This is a genomic window from Arthrobacter sp. MYb224, assembly GCF_002975455.1.
In the GTDB taxonomy this organism is placed as follows: domain Bacteria; phylum Actinomycetota; class Actinomycetes; order Actinomycetales; family Micrococcaceae; genus Glutamicibacter.
This window is the reverse complement of the sequence record NZ_PCPU01000001.1, coordinates 177671-193812: the sequence shown is the minus strand read 5'-3', so window position 1 is coordinate 193812 and position 16142 is coordinate 177671. Positions and strand designations below refer to the sequence as shown.

Annotated in this window: 17 protein-coding genes; 5 read left to right on the top strand and 12 right to left on the bottom strand. The window is 56.7% G+C overall.

What is annotated here, in order from left to right:
• The first annotated feature begins 2 nt into the window (after positions 1-2).
• On the top strand, positions 3-332 hold the full coding sequence (locus CQ017_RS00955) for a hypothetical protein (RefSeq protein ID WP_096284499.1): 330 nt from the start codon (positions 3-5) through the stop codon (positions 330-332).
• Here CQ017_RS00955 and CQ017_RS00950 read toward each other — a convergent pair.
• From CQ017_RS00950 to CQ017_RS00910, 9 genes are all read right to left on the bottom strand, one after another.
• On the bottom strand, positions 309-872 hold the full coding sequence (locus CQ017_RS00950; RefSeq protein WP_141393495.1) for a phosphatase PAP2 family protein: 564 nt from the start codon (positions 870-872) through the stop codon (positions 309-311). The two genes, CQ017_RS00955 and CQ017_RS00950, sit on opposite strands and share 24 nt — an antisense overlap.
• A gap of 54 nt (positions 873-926) precedes the next feature.
• Complete coding sequence (locus tag CQ017_RS00945) at positions 927-1451, bottom strand: hypothetical protein (RefSeq protein ID WP_096284495.1); 525 nt, start codon at positions 1449-1451, stop codon at positions 927-929.
• A 423-nt stretch (positions 1452-1874) separates the two neighbouring features.
• Positions 1875-2489: a hypothetical protein gene (locus tag CQ017_RS00940; RefSeq protein WP_096284493.1), complete on the bottom strand. Its 615-nt coding sequence runs from the start codon at positions 2487-2489 to the stop codon at positions 1875-1877.
• A gap of 671 nt (positions 2490-3160) precedes the next feature.
• A complete protein-coding gene (locus CQ017_RS00935) occupies positions 3161-4345 on the bottom strand; it encodes a M23 family metallopeptidase (RefSeq protein ID WP_146112399.1) in 1185 nt (394 codons plus the stop codon).
• A 23-nt stretch (positions 4346-4368) separates the two neighbouring features.
• A complete protein-coding gene (locus CQ017_RS00930; protein WP_219843893.1) occupies positions 4369-5277 on the bottom strand; it encodes a YitT family protein in 909 nt (302 codons plus the stop codon).
• 590 nt (positions 5278-5867) lie between these two features.
• Positions 5868-7538: a ubiquinol-cytochrome c reductase cytochrome b subunit gene (locus CQ017_RS00925; protein ID WP_096284489.1), complete on the bottom strand. Its 1671-nt coding sequence runs from the start codon at positions 7536-7538 to the stop codon at positions 5868-5870.
• Between the two features lie 2 nt (positions 7539-7540).
• A complete protein-coding gene (locus tag CQ017_RS00920; RefSeq protein WP_096284487.1) occupies positions 7541-8590 on the bottom strand; it encodes a ubiquinol-cytochrome c reductase iron-sulfur subunit in 1050 nt (349 codons plus the stop codon).
• A gap of 69 nt (positions 8591-8659) precedes the next feature.
• The gene (locus CQ017_RS00915) at positions 8660-9454 is read right to left on the bottom strand and encodes a c-type cytochrome (RefSeq protein ID WP_096284485.1); all 795 of its coding nucleotides are present in this window, start codon (positions 9452-9454) and stop codon (positions 8660-8662) included.
• A 75-nt stretch (positions 9455-9529) separates the two neighbouring features.
• Positions 9530-10168 (bottom strand): heme-copper oxidase subunit III, encoded by a 639-nt coding sequence (locus tag CQ017_RS00910; protein WP_096284483.1) that lies wholly within the window; start codon positions 10166-10168, stop codon positions 9530-9532.
• A 287-nt stretch (positions 10169-10455) separates the two neighbouring features.
• Between CQ017_RS00910 and trpD the strand changes: the two genes are divergently transcribed.
• Positions 10456-11523, top strand: a complete 1068-nt coding sequence (trpD, locus tag CQ017_RS00905) for an anthranilate phosphoribosyltransferase (RefSeq protein ID WP_096284481.1) — start codon at positions 10456-10458, stop codon at positions 11521-11523.
• Positions 11524-11602: 79 nt separating this feature from the next.
• Here trpD and CQ017_RS00900 read toward each other — a convergent pair whose 3' ends face one another.
• Positions 11603-11884 carry an Lrp/AsnC family transcriptional regulator gene (locus CQ017_RS00900; RefSeq protein WP_096284479.1) on the bottom strand — a complete coding sequence of 94 codons (282 nt, stop codon included), beginning with the start codon at positions 11882-11884 and terminating at the stop codon, positions 11603-11605.
• Between the two features lie 165 nt (positions 11885-12049).
• Here CQ017_RS00900 and CQ017_RS00895 point away from each other — a divergent pair, with 165 nt between their 5' ends.
• A complete protein-coding gene (locus CQ017_RS00895) occupies positions 12050-12643 on the top strand; it encodes a sigma factor-like helix-turn-helix DNA-binding protein (RefSeq protein WP_096284476.1) in 594 nt (197 codons plus the stop codon).
• 2 nt (positions 12644-12645) lie between these two features.
• Positions 12646-13191, top strand: a complete 546-nt coding sequence (locus CQ017_RS18295) for a hypothetical protein (protein ID WP_096284474.1) — start codon at positions 12646-12648, stop codon at positions 13189-13191.
• Here the strand turns inward: CQ017_RS18295 and CQ017_RS00885 are convergent.
• Positions 13177-13554 (bottom strand): DUF3054 domain-containing protein, encoded by a 378-nt coding sequence (locus CQ017_RS00885; protein ID WP_105552122.1) that lies wholly within the window; start codon positions 13552-13554, stop codon positions 13177-13179. The two genes, CQ017_RS18295 and CQ017_RS00885, sit on opposite strands and share 15 nt — an antisense overlap.
• Before the next feature lie 119 nt (positions 13555-13673).
• Between CQ017_RS00885 and CQ017_RS00880 the strand changes: the two genes are divergently transcribed.
• Entirely contained in the window at positions 13674-14657 is a 984-nt protein-coding gene (locus CQ017_RS00880) for an arsenic resistance protein (protein WP_096284470.1), read from the top strand.
• A gap of 34 nt (positions 14658-14691) precedes the next feature.
• Here the strand turns inward: CQ017_RS00880 and CQ017_RS00875 are convergent, their stop codons facing one another.
• Entirely contained in the window at positions 14692-15966 is a 1275-nt protein-coding gene (locus CQ017_RS00875; RefSeq protein ID WP_096284468.1) for a glycosyltransferase, read from the bottom strand.
• Positions 15967-16142: the final 176 nt, after the last annotated feature.

The window sequence follows — 16142 nt, the reverse complement described above, 5'->3', positions numbered from 1 at the left end:
TCGTGCTCTATAAGCTGTCCCTCTACATTTATCCCGCGATGGTCTCGGCAATGCTGGTCAGACCGCTTGTGCAGGCAACCGTGGGCTCGGTGTACCGGGTTCCTTATTACTCAAAAAAGCTGATGGCGATCGGCTTTGCCTTCGGCGTGATCTCGCCTATGGGACATTTGGTGGAGCTATCGAACCGGCAGCTGGACTGGCTCACTGATTTGATTGTCTATCCGGCGATGCTGTTCGTGTTGGCAGGTGTGACATTGGGTTGGATCTCCACCACGCTGCACCGCCATAAAGTCCCCTTCTCCCCTCGTTTACACCACCAAAAGGTCTCCTAAACTCACCAGAACGCCGATGAGAGTTCCCGCCATGACTTGTGTGGGAGTGTGATGGCCGCTGCGGATTCTCGCCCATCCCACCAGAGCGATAATCACTACCGCGATCTGCGCTCCTGCAGGCAAGGCCAGCAGACAGTGCAGGGCTGCGAAGGTGGCCAGCGCCGCGTGGATGGAAAGCTTCCAAGCGAGGTTCACGATCCCGACGATGACCAATCCGGCAAGCATGAAAAGCACTTCGGCAATGATCTGGCCTGGCGCCGAAACCGCCAGCAGCACGGCGATTCCGCCAAGGATTGATATCAGGGTGATCAGCAGGATCGGCCAACGTTGCTGGCGTTGGGTGACGTGCACGTCGGTGACCTGTCCGCGCAGTCTCATCCAGATCAGCGCCGCCCAGGGAATCAGTCCGACGAAGAGCGTGGCCACCAAGGTTGGTGGCCACGCGACGTGGGCATGTCTTAGAGGAGTGCTCAGGAGTACGAGAGTGACTAGTGCAGGCGGTGAAGCAATGTTGCTGATGAATCTGGCGTATTTTTCCACCGCTTGAGCCTAGCAATCTGATCCCTCGGAACGATAATCTCATACGGGAGAGGGCTAGGAGCCCCCTGTGCCACTTTCACTACTGCTTCTCGCACTTCCTCGCAACGTTCCAATCACCTGATATACGCCAAGGCAGAAAGCCAGTGCCAGCACAAGATGAAGGGAAGACTCATTACTGGCCTTTAGCAACCACCCTTCCCATCCCTCAAGTTCTCCAGTAGCTATGCTTTGCATCGGGTTGCCTCGTTCAATAAACGCATAGCTGTACACGACAAGGGCCACGCTTGTGGAAAAGAAACCTATGGTCAAGGCAAGCTGATTGCTCGTCGGCAGACGCCGAGGCGCGTACCAAACAGCATAAGCCGCAAGCAGCCCAACCCCCATTACAGCAACTATCTGTAAGTACGGAACACTTGGATCTTGCACACCTACAAGTTCATTATTTAGGTTTAGAACCGCCCCTCCGCGCAACCCTATTGCTTGAGCGGTCAACACCCCAAGAGTGAGGACATAAATCAACGCTATCGCCACACCTGAAACAACAAATTTCACAGTCTTGGCGTAATTTTTAATCAACATCAGATCACTCCCTTTATTCCTAGGCGTCCTGATCTCATTTCACCCAGCAATCAAGCTTCGCGTCTCCACCGATTCCATGAAATGACCAGTAGCACTCACTTGACGCGTTTTCTTTCGCAACATGAACGATGTTGTTTATCAGCCCTGCCTCGGAAGTATTGGCGCTAACTACACGATAGCCAGGATGGGAGTAGTAAGTCTTGATCGTGTGCGTTCCGATGCCTAGCTGAACCGTGGAACTCCCGCCATACACCACTGCCCTGGGACCAGAATGCCTTCGAACGTTTTCTGGTGTACTAATGTTCTTTGCGTATTGGAAAGAAGCCGCATGGGCGGAAGTTACAGAAATCGACACTGCCACAAAGGCCATGATGGCGACTACAATTATGGCCAACCACCGCTTAGCTGACAATTCGATCGGCATCATTTGCCCTCACTGCTAGGACCATACTCGAGTGGAGTGAACTGGAAACTCTCACCGGATGAACGTTCGATTGTCTCGCCGGACAATTTGTCACTTGCTGCTGTATCGACAACAAGCAGGTCACTTTCTAGTTTTTTGGTCGCCTGACTAGACAACTTCACATCGCGATAGGCTCCGGTCTCGGCAATTTGCTCAGGACTAATATCCGATGGGAGTAAGTACGCTTCAATGATGTCCTCGGGAACTTCATACGATTGCCCAGTTGCCATGCCTATGCCTGATCTATGGAACCTCGGAAAATCCGCGCATGAAGAGGATGTTGACCAGCTGGTGTGGATCACAAGACACACATTGGATGGTTCGTCCTGCGCTACCCAATAGCTCGCTTTATCGTCTTCACCGAGGAACCGTGTCGAATCAGGATTCAAACCTCCTAACTCATCCAACACATCAAGGGGCAAACCTCTGTCTAATTCAGCCTGCGGCTCCGCCAACGCTGGGACTAGATCTTGGACCGCCATGTACGACTGGTCCGCTGCTGACACTGGCGCTGCTACTGCGACAAGGGCTAGAGCCATGACTCCCAACGCAGAAAATGCTTCTATCCTTCGCATTGCTCTCTCCTAACTTAGTACTTCACTTTGCAAGTTATCCTCAGTTGCCCAATATCTCCGGGCCTGTGAGGGAAATTCCAGAAGCACCTCTGATGCACGTCATATGCTCTTGTGAAGATCTGATTGATGGATGCTGCGGTGGTAAAACTTATTAGCTCATATGGAGCAGGTCGGTAGGTTTCTTGCGACACAGAAGCTGATGCTCCGTCCGCGCTAAAAGGCTGCAAGTTCACTACGGCACCGTTTATTGATGCTCTATACCCACTGCTTCGAGTTTGTAATTTCGATATCAGGGTGTCGTTTGCGTATGTGTATTGAGCCCCTGAGCGGATCCAGTGGCAATTGCTACCAGAACCGTGGCGACTAATGCCGTTAGAACTGCAGCCACTAGTGCTGTTCTAACTCTTTTTGGGAGTGCCCAATGCATCCTTGACCACCTTCGATAATTTGTCGTTTTGGGAATACCCTTTCCTTTTTCTGAAGATTCCCTGGCAGTCACGCTAGCATCTACAACATTTAAATCAAGGGTTGTATATAAAAACGAGATGCTGTACATGGTTTGAGAAATTATTAGACCACCCATAGGAAACCAAAGCCACGATCTCCAACCTTGGCGTCATCAGTAGTAAAATAGTCCTGGATACTGACCCTTCTATGCTTTCTGTCAATCCTTAGGCAGGGATTTTCACACTTTGTTCTTTAAGGAATGCCACGGGATTTATAATTTTCTTGCCGAGCCACACCTCAAAGTGGAGGTGATACCCGGTGGAGTTGCCATTGGTTCCGACTTTGCCAATGCGCTCCCCTGCTTCCATTTCGTCTCCGACGTTGGTGAGCACACCATTTTCGAACATATGCACGTAGAGTGTGCTGACCCGTTGCCCACCGATTTGTCCGTGGTCGATCTGAATCTGGCATGGGGATCGGCCAACCACCAGGTTGGAGCAGCTAGCCCGGATAACCTGGCCATCGGCTGCAGCATAGATCGGCGTGTCTTTCGGTGAGCTGAAGTCTTCACCTGCGTGCGGCCATTGACCCCGATTTTCACCATAGTTGTATTGGATTCTTGAAATGTTCTCCACGGGGAAGACCCATCCGGAATCGCTGGTGGGCCCATCATAGGGGTCGCCCGAGTCTGGTTTTCTGGTGTCGCCTCCGTCCTTGCATTGCGCGTAGGATTCGTCGTCTTCAGAGACTTCCACGGTGGCACCTTGCAGCGCGGCGTAGAGCAGTTCCGCGTCGGCACGCTGGCGCGCATAATTATCAGGCAGTCCCGACACTTGGACTTTTTCCGCGGCCAGCTCGTAAGGCAGCGATTCCCAGTCGGGCACCTTCTTCAGACGGCTGAAAAACGTGCCGGCTGCATAGGAAGGGTCCATGATCTGCTCAACGGTGCCCCATCCTGCACTCGGCCGTTGCTGCATGAGACTTAGCGCATCCCACGCGTGCCCGACTCCTTCATGAGGAAGATCCAGGGACTTCACCACAGTTTGACGTGCCTGTGCCCATTCGGGTTTCGTCATGATGCGGGAGCCTTCCTGGTACTCCCAGGACCCGTCGTTGGCGAGTATTTTCAGGGAGCTTTCTTGGATGGCGGTCATCAGGCCAATGATCGCGCCTTGCTGTTTGACTCCCGCTGTTTTTGCTTCGTTGATGATGATCGCAGCGTTGGTCAGTTGCTGTTTGTTGTAGGATCCAACGTCGGTGGTGGGCAGGTTTTTGACGTTGACTTCTTTCGGCACAGCCCCCTCTGGTGAACAGTCAGTTTCAATGTCGGCCTCGCTGCGGGGGCTGTCACCGAGGATAATAATTCCGCCAAAGACCAGCCCGAAGATCAGCACAGTAATCAAGCCCAAGACACCGAGGATTCCAGGGCGCTTCACGAAGGATCGCTCGTAATTTTCTCGACAATCCACTGTCCGTCTGCGCGGCTGAGCAGAAATTTCAACGAGTCAGCGTTTGTCTGCACGCTCACGGTGGCGATGGCCGGCGAGGAACCTTGAACCGGTTCTTGAACCTTCGCCACTTTCGTTGCCGTGATGTTGATGTTAGAGGTCTGTTGGAAAGTCTTCCGCGCGTTCTCTGAGAGGTAAGGCGCCAGTCCTTTGAACCACACGGCCTGCGAGAGATCCGGGCGGATTCTGACGGTCACGCGTGGGAGGAAAAAGCCGATCAGCGGACCGACGCAGAGAGCAATCACGACGGTGCCAACGCCAACCATGCCGCCCATGAACCACCCTGCAACCGCAACAGTGATTTCGATAGCCGTTCTGACCTTCCAGACCGGCTGACCCGAAATGCGCATCAAGCCCGTCATCAGTCCGTCTCGAGGGCCGGATCCAAACTGCGCGCCAAGATAGAGGGCGTCGAAGAAACTGTAGAGGATGATGCCGGTCGCGAAGTAGACGATCTGCATGGTGAGATTATCCGGAACGGGAAGTACGAGACCCATTGCGTCGGCAGCGAATCCAACGATGAAGACGTTCAGGAAAGTTCCCAGCCCCGGAAGCTCCTTGATTGGTATCCAAGCAAGCAACACCAGTACCGCAATGATATTGGTTGCCCACCCGAACGAGATGCTGAACGTATTTGCTACTCCTTCAGCTAAGACATTCCAGCTTGCTGCGCCTAGTCCGGACTGCACAAGGAGCATTACTGAAGCGCCATAGCCGGCCAGCCCCAAGAGCAGTTGCGGAATTCTGCGCAGCTTCCTGCCAGCTGAGAACTGCTGAAATGCATTCATCCGTACAAGGGTGGCAGGATTGTCACTTGCACTTTTCTTCTTCACAAAAACTACTTTCGATTAAAAACACTGCTCTAGCGGGGCTGAGAATTGAACCACCGTGGTTTGTCGGCTGAATCAGTGTGAGCGAGGAGCGTTGCAGTCCAAATCGCGGAGATCTGATCATTCCGAACTCACTACACCGACTGACTAACCATCGCTGACCTGATGTTATGCCCAAGTGGTTCGCATGACAAAACGTTAGGCCATACGTGGATAGACAGGTTTCAGGGTTCAGAGGGTCTGTGCGGCCCTCTCGCCGCCGAGTATCCGCGCATACCAGCACGTGCTCGCAGGCGGCGCTCCGGAGCGCCTCACAGGCCACTAAGCGGGTTGGCTGCCTCGTATGCGCGTGGTTCCAGTACTGCGGGCCTGGGGAAGCGGTCCAATGCTTGGGCGAGACGCTTCACGACAGCCGATGTGCTCAATGATCAGTTGGGAACGCCGCCACGTTCAACTGAATGCCCGGAGATGGTGGAGCTGCCCGCGAGGAAAGCCGGTTGCGGGGGAGCAGAGCGCAGCAATGCGCTGTTAAACCTAGAAGAGGGACACACCAACTGGTGTGCCCCTCTTCTTGTGACTAATGCGAGTCGAGCTTACTTCTCGATCGAGTCTTGCTTTTCACCCTCAACCTCATGGTGGCCGTGGGCTGCGTGTGCAGCTTCAAGCTCCGCTGGGGTAACTGGGGCAACACGATCTTCGAAGAAGAACTTCGAGATCGCCGCACGGCGCTTCTCCGAACCGGAGACGTGCCCTGCTGCATCCGGCTGTGCCGGAATGTACTTGTTGTCGTTGAAGTTGGTGAGGAGGTAACGCTTGTACACGTCGACTTCCTCGTGCTTCTCCGAGAAGCCACCCTCAGGGGACATCTGGATAATGCCAGCTTCACGACCGTGCAGTACGATCTCACGATCCTTGCGCTGCAGCGACAAGCAGATACGACGCGTCAACCAGAAGGCGAAGATTGGGCCCAGGAAGAACAGCGTACGCAACCAGTAGGTGACGTCATTCAGCGATATGTGGAAGTGAGTTGCGATCAAGTCAGACGAGGCAGCTGCCCACATCACGCAGTAGAAGACCACGCCAGCGGCACCCACCGCGGTACGGAATGGAGCGTTGCGCGGGCGGTCCAACAGGTGGTGCTCGCGGTTGTCCTTGGTGATCCAACGTTCGATCCATGGCCAGGCGAACATCACTGCGAACAGTGCGCCGGCAGGAACCAATGCAGGAAGCAGAACACTCAAGATCAAAGTGTTGTCGCCCCAAGGGAATGGAATAACCCATTCCAAGCTGAAGTTACCGAGGTAACCAGGCATCAAACGCAAGGCGCCATCGACGAAGCCGATGTACCAGTCGGGCTGGGTACCAGCAGAAACCGGCGATGGGTCATACGGACCGTAGTTCCAGACCGGGTTGATCTGGAAGAGCGCCGAAATGAATGCCACGATACCGAAGACGATGAAGAAGAAGCCACCGGCCTTCGCTGCGTATACCGGACCAACTGGGAAGCCAACAACGTTGTCGTTGGTGCGGCCTGGGCCAGGATACTGGGTGTGCTTGTGGGTCACAACCATGAACAGGTGGATCACCAGGAGCAAGATGATCACCGCAGGCACGATCATGATGTGCAGCGAGTACAAGCGGGGAATGACGTGCAAGCCCGGGAACTCTCCACCGAAGAAGAACATCGACAGGTAGGTACCAACGATAGGCAGTGCCTTCATCACACCATCGATAATGCGCAGACCGTTGCCGGAAAGCAGATCATCTGGGAGGGAGTAGCCGGTGAAACCAGCTGCAAGACCCATGATCAGCAGCACGCCGCCGACAACCCAGTTCAATTCACGTGGGCGACGGAAGGCGCCGGTGAAGAATACGCGCAGCATGTGCACGGACAGGGAAGCTACGAAGAGCAGTGCGGACCAGTGGTGAACCTGGCGCATGAACAAGCCGCCGCGAACATCAAAGGAGATGTCCAGGGTGGAAGCCATGGCGGTCGACATTCCAATGCCCTTCAGCGGCACGTACGAACCGTTGTAGGTCACGTGCGTCATCGAAGGATCGAAGAAGAAGGTTAGGAACGTGCCGGAGAGCAGCAACAGTACGAAGGTGTACAGCGCCACTTCACCAAACATGAAGGACCAGTGGTCAGGGAAGATCTTGCGACCGAATTCCTTGACCATGCCCGAAGCGCCAACGCGGGAATCGACGAAGTTCGCGATCCGTCCGGTAGCGGTCGAGGGGGTGTATTCATTAGGCGATGCCATGATTAACCACGCTCCCAGTAGCTTGGGCCTACAGGTTCGTGGAAATCGCTCTGGGCTACCAGGTAGCCGTCAGCGTCCACGGTAATAGGCAACTGCGGAAGTGCGTGTCCAGCCGGACCGAAGACTACCTTGCACTCGTTGGCAAGGTCGAAGGTCGACTGGTGGCAGGGGCACAGCAGGTGATGGGTGTGCTGCTCGTACAATGCGATCGGGCAACCCACGTGGGTGCAGATCTTCGAGTAGGCAACAATGCCATCTACATGCCAGTCTTCGCGGCCCTCGGAGATGTTCATCTCCTGCGGGTCCATGCGCATGAGCAGCACAACGGCCTTGGCCTTTTCGTTGAGCATGTTCTCTGCTTCTTCCAGACCCTCAGGGATCACGTGGAAAGCGGAGCCAAGCTGCACGTCCGAGGCCTTGATCGGGGTACCCGATGGATCGCGAGTCAGACGAACGCCGGTGTCCCACAGAGTGTGACGCATGGAATCGATCATCTCGTGCGCGGTCTTACCGGTACGGTCCAGGTCGCGGAACATGAAGATTGCGGGGATCGGAGCCAAGGCAATGGCACCGATCAAGGTGTTGCGGATCAGCGGACGGCGCTTGATACCACTCTCATCGATGACCGTGTCGATGATATCGACTGCATCCTGGCGATCTGCTTCGGAGCTGATCTCGTGACGTGATTCAACGAGTTCGTGGTCCGGCATCAGAGTCTTGGCCCAGTGAACAATACCTACACCGATACCGAGCATCGCGAATGCGGTGCCCAGGCCCAGTGCAGCGTTCTGCACACGCAGTTCAGCGAAGGTCATTTCACCCAGGTGGCCCAGGACGAAGTAAGCCACGAAGAAGAACAGCGTGCCAATGATGGAGATGGTAAATAGCAGCGCAACTTGGCGCTCGTGTCGCTTGGCTGCGCGCGGATCGCGATCTGCGAGACGCGGACGATGTGGGGGGAGTCCTGGATCGGCAAACCGGTCCTGAGCTACATCGTCAGCCTTAGCAACGGTGCCCGATTCTTCGGGACTGCCGTGACTATGGTCGCCCATGTTTCTCTCTCATCCTTCTGTTAGGAATATATGTACGTAGTGATGTTTGCGGTTTTCACCGCGAAAGCCTTAGGAAGGACGCGAGGTCAACCAAATGGTGAAGGCGATAATGATGCCCAAACCGGCGGTCCATACGAAGAGGCCTTCAGCCACTGGACCCAGGGATCCAAGCGCAGCGCCACCGGCAGAGCCATTAGCTTCGATGGTCTTCAGGAAGGTGACAACGTCACGCTTCTCGTCCGGGGTGATGTTCGAGTCGTTGAACACTGGCATGTTCTGCGGACCGGTAGCCATCGCTTCGTAAATGTGCTTCTCTGAGACGCCGGCCAGCGTCGGTGCGAACTTGCCGCGGGTCAACGCGCCACCTGCGGCAGCAGCGTTGTGGCACATTGCGCAGTTCACGCGGAATACGGTGCCACCGTGGGCTGCGTCGCCCTTGGTGGTGTCCAAATATTCTTCGTCCGGAATAGCTGGACCTGCGCCTAGGCTCGCAACATAGGCCGACATCTGCGAGATCTGGTCTTCGTCAAACTGAACTGGCTTAACCTGGGCCTGCGGGCCCTGCATCTGCATTGGCATACGGCCGGTGCCTACCTGGAAGTCAACCGCTGCGGCGCCGACGCCGATCAGCGAGGGGCCTTCCTCGGAGCCTTCGGCGTTCATGCCGTGGCAGGTGGCGCAGTTGGCTACGAAAAGCTTCTGGCCTTCCTCTACATCGGCTGCCGATGCAGAAGTGGTTTCCGCTGCCTTCGCTTCGCTTACGCTACCGGCTGCAGTGTAAAGACTGCCGGTGACCAGCAATCCGAACAACAGCAGGGCCACAGCGGCGAGCGGGTGGCGGCGCTTTTTCGAAAGAGCCTTCACTTGCTGGTTCCTCACTTAGTTTCTTGGTGTGGTGTTGCCATACTTCTGTGGAGGCAACTGATGGATATTAGTTGCCTACTGCAAGAAGTAGATGATCGCAAAGAGCGCGATCCACACAACGTCAACGAAGTGCCAGTAGTAAGACACAACGATGGCGCCGGTCGCTTCAAAGTGACCAAACTTCTTAGCTAGCATTCCTCGACCAATAATTAGCAAGAATGCTATTAGGCCACCGAGCACGTGAATGCCGTGGAAGCCAGTGGTGATGTAGAACGAGGAAGCGTACGAGTTCGAGTTCAGTGCTACGCCTTCGCTTACCAGCACGGCGTATTCGTAAGCCTGAACAGAGACGAAGATCGCGCCGAGAATGAAGGTAAGGATGAACCATTCGATCATTCCCCATTCCTTGAACTTGAAAAGTCCACCGGAACGGCGAGGCTTGAATTCTTCGGCTTTGAACACGCCAATCTGGCACGAGAACGAGCTGGACACCAGAATCAAGGTGTTAATCAGCGCGAACGGTACGTTCAGCTTTGCGGTTTCGGTCGCCCAAAGCTCGGGCGCGGCAGCCCGGAGGCTGAAGTACATGGCGAAGAGGGCGGCGAAGAACATGAGCTCGCTGGAGAGCCACACCATCGTTCCCACCGACACCATGTTTGGGCGGTTCGGCGCATGTGGCGCCGTCGTATTTGGGGCATGAGTCGCAGTTGTCACACTGTCATTATGTCTCTAAACAGGCCTCAGATACCAATGCAAACCATGGTTGAATGAGGTTTTCTACGACACACTTAGAGAACAACCGCGGAAACACGCGGAAGTAGCCGACAAACTCTTTCTACAATTCGTAGAGCTTGATCCGGCGCGCCGCACGAAACAATCGTTTATGAAACATAAACGTGCCCTAATTAGGGGTATTTTCGGCGATAAGTTCGCTGTCTTGCGGCACATCACGCAACGACACGAAGTAGCAGCGGGGGAGCAGCATCGATAGGCTTACGTACGTGTCAACGAGCCTTGCAAACGAAAAGTTCCCAACGTGGCCAGATCTTTTGGCTTCCCTGATTAGCGGAGAGAACCTAAGCCGCGAACAAGCGGCCTGGGCGATGAACGAAATCATGACCGGAGAAGCTAGCGACGTCCAGATCGCCGGCTTCCTTGTTGCGCTCCGCGCCAAGGGCGAGACCGTGGCGGAATTGACCGGTCTGGTCGACTCCATGGTGGCCAACGCGCGCGAGCTGACCATCGATGCACAAACGCTAGACATTGTTGGCACCGGTGGCGATCGCCAGAACACGGTGAACATCTCGACCATGTCTACCTTGGTGTGCGCCGGCGCCGGGGTGAAGATCGTAAAGCACGGAAATCGCGCTTCCTCTTCCTCTTCGGGTTCTGCCGATGTGCTCGAGGCGCTCGACGTGCATCTCGATGTACCGATCGAACGCCTGGTCGACGTTTATGACGAGGTGGGCATCGCATTCTGCTTTGCCAATATTTTCCACCCTTCGATGCGCCATGTTGCCGGTGCGCGTCGCGGGCTGCGGGTGCCTACCGCCTTCAACTTCATGGGACCGCTAACTAACCCGGCGCTTCCCAGCGCTTCGGCCATTGGCTGCTCGGACTTGCGCATGGCACCGATCATGGCAGGGGTTCTCGCTAGCCGAGGGTCGCGCGGATTGGTCTTCCGCGGCGATGATGGCCTGGATGAGCTCACCACCACCGCGCCCAATATGGTGTGGGAGGTGCGCGAGGGCAAGGTGGAAGAGTTCGCTTTTGACGCACAAGACCTGGGCATTGCGCGCGCGACGCTGGATGACCTGCGCGGGGCAGATGCCGCCTTTAATGCGGGAGTGGTCCGCGATATCGTCTCCGGTGCAACCGGTCCGGTGCGAGATGCCGTGGTGCTGAACTCCGCCGCGGGCATGGTCGCCTTTGCGCAGGATGCCCAGGGAAGTTTTCAGGACCGGATGCGCGCGGCAATGCTCCGCGCGGAGCATTCGCTCGATTCGGGCGCCGCCGCGAAGGCCTTGAATACCTGGTCGGCAACAACTTCCAAGATCGTCGGAAAGTAGAACGATCGTACAAGAAAGGGAGCTTGTCTCGGATGCCTGGCAATCCGAGACAAGCTCCCTTTCTTGTGGGAACAGACTCTTAGTCGTCTAGACCCAGCGAGAAGGCCGCCTCTAGATCGTGTGCCGAGTAGGCACGGAAGGCAATGTGCGTCTGCGTCTGGCGGATGCCAGGAATCTTCGACAGTCGATTGGCAATTACCTCGGCCAAGTCCTCGTGCTTGTGGACGCGTGCCACGGCGATGAGATCCCAGTCGCCGGCGACGGAATACACCTCGCTAATTCCTTCGATTTCCGAGATCTGCTTCGCCGACTCAGGAATACTGTCGGTTGCCGTCTGAATCATGACGAATGCGGTAACCATGAAAACCTCTCAACGTTAGAATTTTCCCCGCTTTTGGGGTTTTGCTTCATGAAATAACTCTAGTGCACTGCGCAGAGGAGTCCCATGTGTGAGTCAAGCCTATGCGTGGCATTAAACAATCTTTAACTTTTGTAAAAAATAATACAAGGTATTAGGATTGTAGGTATGATCGTATTAACTATCGACCAGCGTCGATCGCGTCAAGGCGAGGACAAGGTTGAAGCGCTAATAGAGCAGGCCAACTCCACGGTCTCGCACATTAGGCCGTTCCAGCGTACGGCGGGCGATGAAGTCCAAGCCGTCTTCGATGACGCAATGGAAGCAATCCATCTCGCCGTTATGATGGCCGCTTCGGGGGATTGGAGCGTTGGCCTTGGCTTTGGCCAAGTAGAACTCCCGCTGCCCAAAGAAACTCGTGCCGGCAGGGGACCGGCGTTCGTATTCGCCAGAGATGCGGTGGAACGAGCCAAGAACACGAACGCACACGTGGCTGTCGAAGGACCCACGGAAGAAGCGACTCGACTGGAAGCAGAACTCCAGCTCACCGCTTGCATCATTTCCAAACGGCGGGCGACGGCTTGGGAAGCCGGAACGTTAGCCGATCAGGGGCTGACCCAACAACAAATTGCCGCGCGCCTGGGCATCACCCAGCAGGCCGTCTCATCTAGGCTTTCAGCAGCACTATGGTTCGAAGCGAATCGCATGATGGAGGAAGCCACCAAATCTTTGTCCAAGCAACTGCGACAGATAGGGGAGTGACCATGCTCTGGGTTGCCTGGTCCGTACTTGTATTGGCCGTAGTGATCGCCGTGGCCGCCAGCTTCCTCGGCGGGGCACAGGGCGCTAAGGCGAAGTTCCGCAATGTACTCACGGTCATTGCCGCAATGGCTGCCGTAGTGACGTTAATCCTGGGACTTGCCGCCCGCCCGGACGAAGGCCCAGCCGCCGTTCCCGAAGTACTGATCATCGCGGTCAGCGTGCTTTTTGCCGTAAGCTTCGGCGGACCGCTCACCGAATTGATTTTCCAGTTGGCCTCGCGCCAGGACCAGGTGGAAGAAAGCCCAAAGACCGATGCCTCGCCACTGCGTGGCGGCTTGTGGATCGGACTGCTGGAGCGCTCTGCGGTAGTTGCGACGCTCTGGGCACATTGGCCGGAAGGCATCGCGGTCGTACTTGCGGTTAAGGGCCTTGGCCGTTTCTCCGAACTGAAAAACCATCAGGCAGCCGAGCAGTTCATCTTGGGAACGTTTTCAAGTTGCCTAGTCGCCGCCGCCGGCTATGGCCTAGGCATACTACTTCTTCACTGAGCGAAGAGCCACGAGCTTGCAGACGAGACGTCGCCCCATCAAGAAGAGTCCAAGCGCCAAAACCGTCACGATGATAAACGGCAGGGCAGCTGTCGAATTCATCGCCACCCGCAAGGCAAGTCCAAGAGCCACGGTGCCTAGCCAGACGAGAACACCGGTTGGCCATAGTCGGTTGATGGTCACCCACGGCCGGGAAATCAGCGTCATGATCAGGTAGGCGATCAGGAATGGTAGGGCCGTGAACAATATTCCACTGATTGACAGCGCGTGCTCATGTTCGCGTCGCCCCAGAAGCGCAAAGAGAACAATGAGCACAAGATCGATGCCGGCCCACAACGGCCATTTGCGAATATTTTCAGACATGATTCCATCTTAGGCAATGGCCTGAACGGATTGTGTTCCGATCAGCATCGAGCCCCGTCGCCTTCGCCACAAAAGCGCTGCGCTGCTGGCGGGCTCCGCAGATCGTTAGACTGAGAGGCATGAGAAGCTGGCCTGGTGAAGTTTGGATGGAACGGCACCAGATTGTTCTCTATTTAGCTGCGATACTCGGCGGCTGCCTGCTCGGACTGTGGTTGCCCGCGGGCAAACCCGTTCTGGAAATCACGATCAATCCACTGATTGGGCTCTTGCTTTATGCCACGTTCTTGGCCTTGCCGCTAGGAAAACTCGGCTCTGCGTTCAAAGACCTGAAGTTTCTCGGTGCGCTGGTACTCGTGAATTTCCTCTTGGTTCCCCTCGTCGTCTTTGGCCTATCGCGCTTCGTGCAAAACGATCAGGCACTCCTGGTTGGCGTCCTGCTGGTGCTGTTGGCTCCCTGCGTGGACTATGTCATTGTGTTCACGAACATTGCCGGGGGAGCAGGCCATCGGCTGCTGGCCGCAACACCGTTGCTGATGATATTGCAGATGCTTCTGATACCAGCGTTTATCTTCTTGGTAATGGGCCCAAAAGCAGTGGAACTGTTCGCGCCAGGAAAGTTTCTGGGCGCCTTTCTGGGGCTCATCGTTCTCCCTCTGGTTGCGGCTACGCTGACCAGGTTTTTAGCCCAACGATCACCCCAAGCCGGTACCCTTATCTCGGCCGCCCAGTGGTTAATGGTGCCTCTCATGATGGCGACTCTTGCCGCGGTCGTAGGATCGCAGATCGCCCTCGTGGCGACGGAGCTGCAGCAAGTGCTACGTGTCCTGCCGATATTTGTGGCTTTCGCGATCATCATGGCTGCCGCCGGAACGCTTGTCGCCAAATTATCGAATTCCGATGTTGCTGCGGGTCGCGCATTGGTCTTCAGCGGAATCACCCGAAACTCGTTAGTCGTTTTGCCCTTGGCTCTGGCCTTGCCGGCAAAATACGAACTGGCACCCACGGTTGTGGTCACCCAGACGCTGGTAGAACTGCTGTGCATGTTGATACTCATACGTTTGGTTCCGAAAATTCTCCGGCAGACAAATCCTGTCCGGAACTAGGTGAGCACTCGGCTCCACGCCAGCCGAATTTGGCTCAACGCGCAAACCCGTCGACGATCTGCTCCAGCACCTGCACGCCGACGCCGAGGCCGTCTTCGGCTCGAATTGCCGCGCCTAGCCCGGCGGCGCGGATCGCGTAGGAGTCCGTGCGGACAAGGTCGCCGAGACGATCGTTCAGGCCGGTAACCAAGTTCCTGGCCGGTAGCGGAGCCGGCCCGACCCCCAGCGCGTGCAATCGCGCGCCCCAGAACGGCTGGTCTCCAAGGAACGGGACAACTAGTGTCGGCCGCCCCGACCGCAGCCCGGCCGCTGTCGAGCCGGCACCGCCGTGGTGCACTACCGCCGAGACGCGCGGGAAGAGCCATTGGTGGGCAGCGCCCTCCATGACGAGGACATCGTCCGTCCCGGACTCGCCCGCGGTGATCCCGCCCCACCCGGTCGCAACGATCCCGCGCAAACCGTTAATCCGCAGCGCGGCCAAAATCGCCTGCCGGCGTTCGTTTGCCCCCTTGCCAAAGCCCATGGAACCGAACCCGACATACACCGGAGGGGATCCATTCGCGAGAAAGTCCACCAGCCGTGCCGGTGGCTCCCAATTGGAGTCATCACCTTGATCCAGGAACCAGTATCCAGTGACGTGGGCCGAGGATGGGTAGTCGCGGGGGATTGGCAGCACGTGTTTGCTGTATGGGTACAGGACGTGGACCGGGCTCCCGTCGGGATTCTTGAGCGGGTCCGCGAGGCGTGCAACGCGGCCCAGACCGACCTCGCGCCGGAAATCATTGATCATGGCGCCGTAGAGGATCCCAGTCATCCGCCTGAATTCAAAAGTCGCACGGTTACCCCACGCCCCGAAGGAGGCGCCGCCGAGGAAAGGCACCGGATGCGCACGCGTCGGGGTGAAAAACGGGAGCGGGAGGGAAAGCACGCCGGGCACACCCAGCGCCTGCGCGATGTGCTGCCCGGCCAAGCACTTGGGGTGGTACACCACGATGTCCGGGCGCAAGGACTGCGCGGCAGCCCAGCATTCCGAGTTCAGCTCGCGCATCGCGGAGGTCATGATTCCCAGGGTCTTCAGCGCGTCGCGCGGACCGCGCAGCTCGGGCAAGACCTCGCGCAGCAGACGCAGCATCTCGGAACCGCAGGGGTAGTGCGTGACGCTTCCGGCTCCGCCCTGCGGTACCAGATCCGCGAACCGCTCGGGGACTGCAAAGGTGACGTCGTGCCCGGAACGTGCCAGCTCACCGGCCAGGGCGGCATAGGGCTGGATGTCGCCGCGAGTACCGAACGACATGATCAAGACGCGCATGGCTAGTTCCTTCCCGACGGGACCACCTGGCGAGCAGGCTTCCCGGCACACCGCCAATGCTACTCCTGCCGGAATTCCAGGGACCGCCGTAGAATCCGGAGAAACAGCGCGTGACCAACCGGCCCTGGTAATGCGTAGCTGAACAGGGACTTGCTGGCGGCAGCGATTCGCTGCGG